Annotated in this window: 7 protein-coding genes and 1 tRNA gene; 1 reads left to right on the top strand and 7 read right to left on the bottom strand. The window is 57.3% G+C overall.

The window, feature by feature from the left end:
- A partial coding sequence (locus ACXPVS_RS16545) for an ATP-binding protein (RefSeq protein ID WP_458510885.1) occupies positions 1 to 1780 on the top strand: 1780 nt, incomplete at its 5' end.
- 9 nt (positions 1781 to 1789) lie between these two features.
- Here the strand turns inward: ACXPVS_RS16545 and ACXPVS_RS16540 are convergent.
- The 7 genes from ACXPVS_RS16540 to ACXPVS_RS16510 form a co-directional block, all read right to left on the bottom strand.
- On the bottom strand, positions 1790 to 3112 hold the full coding sequence (locus tag ACXPVS_RS16540; RefSeq protein WP_458510884.1) for a tyrosine-type recombinase/integrase: 1323 nt from the start codon (positions 3110 to 3112) through the stop codon (positions 1790 to 1792).
- A gap of 171 nt (positions 3113 to 3283) precedes the next feature.
- Positions 3284 to 3359 (bottom strand) — tRNA-Thr (locus ACXPVS_RS16535).
- 130 nt (positions 3360 to 3489) lie between these two features.
- Positions 3490 to 4731, bottom strand: coding sequence for a nucleoside deaminase (locus ACXPVS_RS16530; protein ID WP_458510883.1), 1242 nt, complete (start codon positions 4729 to 4731; stop codon positions 3490 to 3492).
- Positions 4732 to 5028: 297 nt separating this feature from the next.
- Positions 5029 to 6258 carry a methyltransferase gene (locus ACXPVS_RS16525; RefSeq protein WP_458510882.1) on the bottom strand — a complete coding sequence of 410 codons (1230 nt, stop codon included), beginning with the start codon at positions 6256 to 6258 and terminating at the stop codon, positions 5029 to 5031.
- A complete protein-coding gene (locus tag ACXPVS_RS16520) occupies positions 6239 to 6928 on the bottom strand; it encodes an ABC transporter permease (protein ID WP_458510881.1) in 690 nt (229 codons plus the stop codon). The genes ACXPVS_RS16525 and ACXPVS_RS16520 overlap by 20 nt, the downstream gene beginning before the upstream one ends.
- Positions 6925 to 7620, bottom strand: a complete 696-nt coding sequence (locus ACXPVS_RS16515) for an ABC transporter permease (protein WP_149416717.1) — start codon at positions 7618 to 7620, stop codon at positions 6925 to 6927. Before ACXPVS_RS16515 ends, ACXPVS_RS16520 begins: the two co-directional genes overlap by 4 nt.
- A gap of 78 nt (positions 7621 to 7698) precedes the next feature.
- Positions 7699 to 8445, bottom strand: a complete 747-nt coding sequence (locus tag ACXPVS_RS16510) for an ABC transporter substrate-binding protein (protein WP_458510880.1) — start codon at positions 8443 to 8445, stop codon at positions 7699 to 7701.
- Between the last annotated feature and the right edge of the window lie 9 nt (positions 8446 to 8454).

Genomic DNA, 8454 nt, shown 5'->3' with positions numbered 1-8454 from the left:
AATCGGTCACGTTGTTAGCGAAATGAGCGGTCACGCGTTAGCGAAATGGTCGGTCACGATGTACCGAAACGGGCGGTCACGATGGGCCGAAATACGCAAGTTGGAGGGCAAGCAGGTACTTGAAGTGAAAATCCCGGCGGCTTCGCGTAAGCAGAAGCCGGTATTTCTCAATGGTCAGCCGCTAGGTAACACTTATCGTCGATTACATGAGGGTGATCGGCGTTGCTCTGAGGAAGATGTTCGCCGCATGTTCGCAGAGCAAGTGGAGGACTGTCGGGACGAGCGGATTTTGCCAAATTACGACTTCGCAGACATCGATCCGGACAGTCTGCGTATCTACCGCCAGATGCTTAGCGACATAAAGCCAGGCCATCCAGCGCTGGAGCACCAAGGGATTGAGTTTCTTCGACAGATAGGCGGCTGGCGAAAGGACCGAGCGAACGGAGTCGAAGGGCTGACTCTGGCAGGTTTACTGATGTTCGGACGCTGGCTTTCGATCCAAGAGAGTGTGCCGCATTACTTTGTGGACTATCAGGAGCGGCCGCAGGCCAAAACAGAACTACGTTGGGTGGATAGACTCGTCCCTGATGGAACCTGGTCAGGAAATCTGTTTGATTTCTACCGGCGGGTTTATCGCAAGTTGGTTGAGGACCTAAAGGTACCGTTCGCTCTCAAAGGTGATCAGCGCCAGGATGACACACCGGTACATGAAGCTCTGCGCGAGGCTTTGGTTAATACCTTGGTCCATGCGGACTATACCGGGCGGGTTTCTGTGTTAGTCGTGAAGCGTCCTGACTTGTTTGGCTTTCGCAATCCAGGCGGCTTACGTTTACCCCTTGAGCAGGTGTTGCAAGGTGGTACCAGCGATTGCCGGAACAGGCTAATGCACCAAATGTTTCTTCTTATCGGTCTTGGCGAGCGTGGTGGTTCTGGGGTTCCAAAAATCTACAGTGGGTGGCGCAGCCAGCATTGGCGACCGCCAGCCCTTTATGAAAAGCCCGAGCCCGAGCAAACCCTTCTTGAGCTTCGCATGTTGGACTTGCTTCCTGAAGGGGTGGTGGAGCAGTTACGAGAGCGATTTGGGGTTCGTTTCGAGAGCTTGGAACATACTGCCAGGTTGATTTTGGCCACGGCCGCGATTGAGCGGGTGGTCAGCCATAATCGTCTCCTTGAGATTTGTGATACTCATGCTCATGACTTGAGCCAACTGCTTGCGCGGTTGGTACGCGAGGGATTCCTTGTGCCCGACGGGCGCTCACGGGGCATGATTTATCACCTGCCGGGTGAGCAACTGCCTACGCCGGAGCAAGTGTTCGCAGGTCCGCTACAGAGCTCCGAACATTACGCCGGCAGCTCCGAACATAACGGGGCTAGCTCCGAACATAACGCAGGTAGCTCCGAACATAAGGTCGAGCTGGATATGCAGCGAAACGATGATGGCTGCTTGTTGAGCGATCATATTGACGCGCCGCTGATCGATGCTTTGGACAGGCTTGATGCAGGGTTTCGAGAAAAGCTCGAAATACTGGCTGAGGAGCCGCGCAATCGAGAGCGCATGCAAAAGGATCGTATGCAACAGGTGATTATCACCCTATGCAAGGAGCACTATCTGACGCTTAACGTGTTGGCTAATTTGGTAAAGCGCAGTCCAGATGCCCTCCGTCAGCAGTACCTGAATGGAATGGTGAAAAGTAGGCAGATTCAGTTGGCATTTCCGTCCAAGCCGACTCATGAAAGGCAGGCGTACAAAGCGTACGTTGGTGGGCAGGACGAGGAGTAGGCTAACGGCCTACTCCCTCAAGCGGCTTTTCGCCTTGAGCCGCGTGACGTTCGTCCCGGTCTGGTTTGCAAACTCGTGTGGAGTGACATGCTCCTGCCGGTTGGCCTCCAGATACCGGCTCCACCAGTTCATGATCAGCCTGCGCTCCTCGATGAACTCGGCCTTGTGGATGTAAGCGGCGCGGACGTTGTTGCGCTCCTTGTGGCTCATCTGCCGTTCAATGGCTGTCTCCGACCACAATCCTGACTCGATCAGTGCGCTGCAGGCCATCGAACGAAATCCATGCCCGCAGATATCGGTTTTGGTGTCGTATCCCATCGTCCGAAGCGCGTTGTTCACGGTATTTTCGGACATGGGCTTCCAGGGTTTGGCATCACCTGCGAAGACCAATGCGAATTTACCTGTGAGCGTATGGATTTGTTCGAGTAGCGTCACCGCTTGCGGCGATAAGGGTACAAGGTGGATGTCCCCGGCCATCTTCGTCCCCCTTGTTGAAAAGGGTACTCCGTCCAACGCTGGACGAGTATCAGGTATCTCCCAGGTGCCGCGCTTGAGGTCGAACTCGCTCCAGCGGGCGAAACGCAGTTCGCTGGATCGTACAAACACATGCAGCGATAGCATCACTGTCAGACGGGTAAGTGCGCGGCCTTTATAGGTGTCGATCCGCTCCTGTAGTTCCGGCAGTCGCGATAAGGGTAGAGCGGGGCGATGTACCACCCGCGGGGCTTTGATCAAGCCTTCGAGGTCGTAAGCAGGGTTTGCGGTGATAAGCCGGAGGCGTTTTGCCTCGCGCATGATGCTCTGCAGGTAGTTTTGTACCCTTAAAGCAACGTCTATCGTTCCGCGCTTCTTGATCGCTTCCAAGGGCTGCATAAGGTCATGGGTGTCGAGATCAACAATGGCGCGTGCGCCGATCAGCGGGAATACGTGGGTTTTGAGGCGGCTCATCACTGTCTTGGAATGGCCTGGTGCCCACTTGGCCGACATTTCCGTGTGCCAGTCCAGCGCAACGTTTTCAAAGGTTCTGCCTTTGATCACAGCTTCCGCCTTGGCTTGGTGCTTGGTCTCTATGGGATCAATGCCATCCGCCAGCATTCGCTTGACCTCCAAGCGCTTGCGGCGCGCGTCGGCGAGGCCAATGACGGGATAGTTGCCGAACGAGGTCAGTCCTTCCCGTCCGTCAGGTTTGACGTAACGGAGCCGCCAGCCTTTGCGGCCATTGGGTTGGACTAGAAGGTAGAGGCCGTCGCCGTCGAAAAGCTTGTAGGCGCGGTCTGTAGGTTTTGCCAAGCGGCAAGCTGCGTCGGAGAGCGGAGCTGTGGTGCGCGACATAAGGGTACTCCCTTTTATCGAAGTGACCTGTATCCCAAACTCTACCCTTAAAACGGTTGGAATCCACCAGTTTCTGACGGAAACCGACGGAACCCCAAAACGAAAAAACCCGCCAGAAGGCGGGTTTTTCGGGGGTTCAGAGATTTTGAAAGCCTTCTCTGGAACCTTGTATGGTGCCGGCACCAGGAGTCGAACCCGGGACCTACTGATTACAAGTCAGTTGCTCTACCAACTGAGCTATACCGGCGTGTTAGGGCGACGATTATAGCGATTGGGTTGGTTCTGTAAACCCCTGAATTCAGACTATTTTTGCGTAGGCGTCAGGTCGGCCCCGCGGACGCTTCTGAGGGGCCGGCCAATGCCATTGCTATAAAGCGTTACACGCCGTTTTTAACCGCGTTGATCAGGTCCTGACTCAGCACCTGTGCGGGCGCCACTTGCACGCTTTGCGTGTAGAACGGCGGCAGGTTTTGGGCCAGTGTCGACAGCGCTTGTGCGGTGGTGTTGCCCGGCAGCAGCACGTATTGGAGATTGGACGGATAGCTCTGTGGCACAGGGCCTTCCATGGTCGAACCGTACGCGCCGAAGGTCATTACCGCCTGTGGGGTGGTGGGGTCGGGGGCGTAGAGGAAGACGAAGGTGCCGTACTTTGGATGCGTCAGGTATTGCTCGGCCTGGGCGCGAACCGCCGGGTCGGGGTCGTTCATCAAGGTCCAGCGCATGACTGCGTAGTTTCGGGTGGTTTCCATGAACGCTGTACGAATCGGCGACTGGTTCTCGGCGCCTCCCAGGCACACCAGCAGGTTGCCGAATGGATCGATGAGGGCTACCGAGTTGAACACCGGGCTGTGCTGTGCGGTTTGTAACAGTGGAGGAGCGAGTTCTGCGCCGGGGTCGCGTGGGTTTGCCGATTGCACGGTCAGCGCAAACGGGCTGAGCGCAGTCAGTGCCTGGCGGACTTTGCTGTTGGTCGGCAGGTTTGCCGGGTTTTGCAGTTGATCCGGTGGCAGACCGCTGTTGTTGCTGGCCTCACGTACGGTGTTGACACTGGCGGAGAAGATCGAACTGGTGAGGAAGTAAGCCGCGGAGTCGATGGTCTGGCCGCCGAATACCGGGCTGGTAGAACCTTGATAAGCCCGGCTGACAGGCGCCGCAATCGCGTAATAACCCCAGGTGTCCTGCGCCTGTTGGCGGATCTGCGGCGGCAGCGACGGAAAGGTGAACTGGCTGTTGTAGTTGATGCCTGCGTAATCATCGATCGCACTGACGGCGACGTTAAATCCTGCCGTCAGCAGTGAACCAGCGCACATGGCGCACGGGTCCAGCGTGGTGACGACAGTCAACTGATTGGGCGGTGGCAGGTTCAATGGCGAGACGTTTTCGTAGTACCAGTCCACCAATTGCCGCTCGCCGTGTGCGGTCGGGTCATGAGGTAGAAAGTACGTGGTGCCACTGCCGGGGAAAGGCATCAGCACGTTGTTGTGCAGCGTGGCGATGACTTCGCCGGTTGCGTTGTTGATGATGGCACCACCCACCGCAAAGGTTTGCTGCAGCGCAGCATCAATGGCTTGGTTGGCGACGGTGTCGACGGCTTCCTGCGCACTGTTCAATGTGCTCATGTTTTCCCAGCTCCTTGCTGTTTGAACACCAGACAATTCTGGCGTCTGGCAAAGATAGTTGAGGTTTCGTCCCTCGTTTATGTTGTTTTGGCTGAATGCTTATGCACAACGGGATTTGTACCGCACCTGCTTAGAGGCAAATCTGCGGACCGGTTCTCATTTGATCGCAAATGGCTGTTTTTCCAATTTTTTTACAGGTGTACGAAATTTGAACAGTTGTGTTTCAGCTCCGAAACGGCCGTATATATTGGATCCACGATAATTTCATCCCCAGAGTTATCCACAGGAGGAGGTGCTTTAAGGGCGCTCAGCCAGGATCAGAAAATTACGGGGTGTAAGCGCGGTTTCGCAGAAGGTTCCGAGGCGAACCGCATACCCTTGTTCGGAGAGGAAAAGGGCTCGATCGAGTACCAGCCAAAGCTCCAGTGGACGTCGGAAAAGGCCGCGCAGCAGCTCCAGATTGCGCACGTCGGCCAGTCGCCGCCAACCGGAAGTTTCGAGCTCTGGCCAATTCTGCGGTCCGATTGTGGATAACTCCTTTAGCGAGCCCAAATGATTGCAGTACTCGGCGAAAGATTTATCCAGCCAGGCACTGGGCAGCGAAGGGGTCGGCAGGTACTCGTCAACGCCGCGCAGTTGCCGTTGCAGCAGGTCGAAACCCAGGCGCCGGGCCATGGAGGTGTCGCGCTGACGTCGCACGCGAGCGCCGGCGGTGACGGTTTCGGTCATTGGCAGCGAGAGGTCTTCGAGCGACAGGTGTAGGTCGGATCCCATGCCCGCAGAGGAAAGCGTCTGGTACTCGCTCACACTGATCCGGTTGTAGCAGCAAGGGGCAATGGCCAGTTGCTTGCAACCGGTGGCGCTAGCGAGCTGCATCAGGCGCACATGCAGATCACCGCAGGCGTGCAGCGCTACCGGCGTGTGGTCAGCATTCAATAAAGAGGCAACGCCGGCCGCGAGCACGTCTTGCTCGACATGAAGCGCATGCAATTGATGACGCTGACTGAGTGCGTGACCGCTGACGACCAGCGCCGGGTCGTATTCCAGGCAAGTGAGCTGCTGACCGGTTTGCAACAATCGCCGCCCCAAATGGCCCTTGCCCGAACACCAATCCAGCCAATGCTTCGGTGCAGAGACAAACGCCAACCGGCTGGCAAACGCCTCAATCTGCTGCCACTTGCGCCCCGAAACATCGACATTCAGCCGATGCCCAGCCGCTTCAAGCGCATGCCTGGGCAGTTCACCCACTGCGCTCAGCTCAAGTGACAGCGCCGCCAGCGAAGCAAAAGGCTGCGGCGCATCCAACAGCGCCGGTTGGTTGTGAGCATTTTCCGCATCCTCCAACGACCTGCCGCGTAGCCATAAAGACAACTCGGGGTAGGACGCTTCCCAGGGAAGCTGCAGATGAGTAAACGGCCGAGGCTTCCACAGCGTCTGATGCTCGATCAGAAAAGCATCCAGCGCCGTGAAACGGGCGAGTAAGGCTTCACCCGTCAGCACGCACCCATCAACGCCCCTGGCAGGCATCGACGCGCAGCCAGCGCTCCAGCAGCTTGAAGCCGCGAACCAGCACGTAAGCCATCAGCAGATAGAACATGCCGGCGGCGAAGAAGATCTCCACCGGCAAGTAGGTCCGGGCAATGATGGTGCGGGCCATGCCGGTCAGCTCCAGCAGGGTCACGGTGCTGGCCAGGGCGCTGGCCTTGAGCATCAGGATGACTTCGTTGCTGTAGGCCGGCAGACCGATGCGCGTGGCACGGGGCAGGATGATGTAGACCAGCGCCTTGGCCCGGGACATGCCCAAGGCTCGCGCCGCTTCGATCTCACCCGGCGGAATCGCCTGAATTGCACCACGCAGGATCTCGGCGATGTAGGCCGCGGTGTGCAACGTCATGGTCGCTGTAGCGCACCAGAACGGATCGCGCAGGTATAGCCACATCGAACTGCTACGGATCGCATCGAACTGCGCCAGGCCGTAGTAGACCAGGAACAGCTGAACCAGCAACGGCGTACCACGGAAAAAGAAGATGTAGCCGTAGGGGAGTGCCCGCACGTACCAGAGTCGCGACGAGCGCGCGATGCCCAGTGGAATTGCCAGCAGCAAACCGGCGATCACGGCGATGGCCACCAGTTCCAGGGTCAGCGTTGCCCCTTGAGCCAGTTTCGGCAGCCACTTGATGATGACTTCCCAGTTCATTGGGTGCTCCTCGCGAAGCCGCGAGCGGCGCGTTTTTCCATGAAATACATGCCGGTCATGGCGAGAACCGTCAGGCCCAGGTACATGAACGCGGCCACCATATAAAAGGTGAATGGCTGCTTGGACACGGTTACGCCGATTTGCGCGTGACGCATGATTTCTTCCAGGCCGATGACTGATACCAGTGCGGTGTCTTTCATCAGGATCATGAACAGGTTGCCCAGGCCGGGCAGGGCGATGCGCCACATCTGCGGCATGATCAGTTTTGTGAAGATTCGGAATTTCGACAGGCCCAACGCCACACCCGCTTCGCGGTGACCTTTGGGGATAGCCAAAATTGCGCCACGAAACACTTCCGTGGCGTAGGCGCCGAAGCACAGCCCCAGCGCAATTACGCCAGCGGCGAAGGCATTGAGTTCGAGGTCGGGGTTGCCGAAGAACTCGCCCAGGGCACGCATCAAGTTGACCGTGCCGAAGTAGATCAACAGCACCCAGAGCAATTCAGGGATGCCGCGAACCAGGGTTGAATAAGTGCCGCCAAGCCATTGCAGCGGCTTGTACGGGGAAGTCTTGGCCAAGGCGCCAAGCAGACCGAGCACCAGCCCCAGGCACAAGGCCGAGAGTGCCAGTTTCACAGTCATCAGCGCACCAGCGGCGAGCGCCGGGCCGAATCCGTAGAGATCGATAGTCATGGATTTCTTTTCAAATCGCGGCAGGCAATGCCAGGGACTGGCGCCGTCAAATAACGGCGCAGGCCCGGCAGGTCAGGATCAATAGATGCTGAACGGGAAGTACTTGTCGTTGATCTTTTTGTAGGTGCCATCAGCGACGATTTCTTTCAGCGCGGTGTTCAGCTTCGTACGAATCTCATCGCCTTTACGTACAGCGATACCGATCTTGTCGCTTTCTTCCACCGGGTCGCCTTTGAACTCGTAGGACCGGCCGGCGTCGCTTTTGAGCCACTCGTAGTTGACGTATTTGTCGGCCAGGATGCCGTCCAGACGACCGGAGGTCAGGTCGAGGTAGGCGTTTTCCTGGGTGTCGTAAAGTTTGACGTCAACGCCTTCCATGTTGTCTTCCAGCCAGATGCCAGCGAGGGTCGCACGTTGCGCACCGATCACTTTGCTTTGCAGGGAGTCCTTGTCGGTTTTGAAATCAACGTTTTTCGGCGCGATGAATTGCAGCTTGTTGGAGTAGTACGGGTCGGTGAAGTCCACCGCTTGCTTGCGCTCGTCGGTGATCGACATCGAGGAGATCAGGAAATCGAATTTCTTGGCGTTCAGGGCCGGAATGATGCCGTCCCAGTCAGACGTAACCACAGTGCATTCGACTTTCATCTTGGCGCACAGGGCGTCGCCGATTTCTTTGTCGAAGCCGACGACATTGCCACTGGCATCTTTGTTGTTGAACGGCGGGTAGGCCGCTTCGATACCCATCTTCAAGGTTTCGGCGGCGGCACCGGCGCTGAAGGCCAGGGTGACGGCAGCAGCCAGGAAGATTTTTTTGTAGTTCTGCATGCGGGTAGC

It is taken from the genome of Pseudomonas sp. Ma2-10, assembly GCF_054330215.1.
Note: the sequence above shows the minus strand (reverse complement) of the source record. Positions and strands in the feature narration are given on the sequence as shown.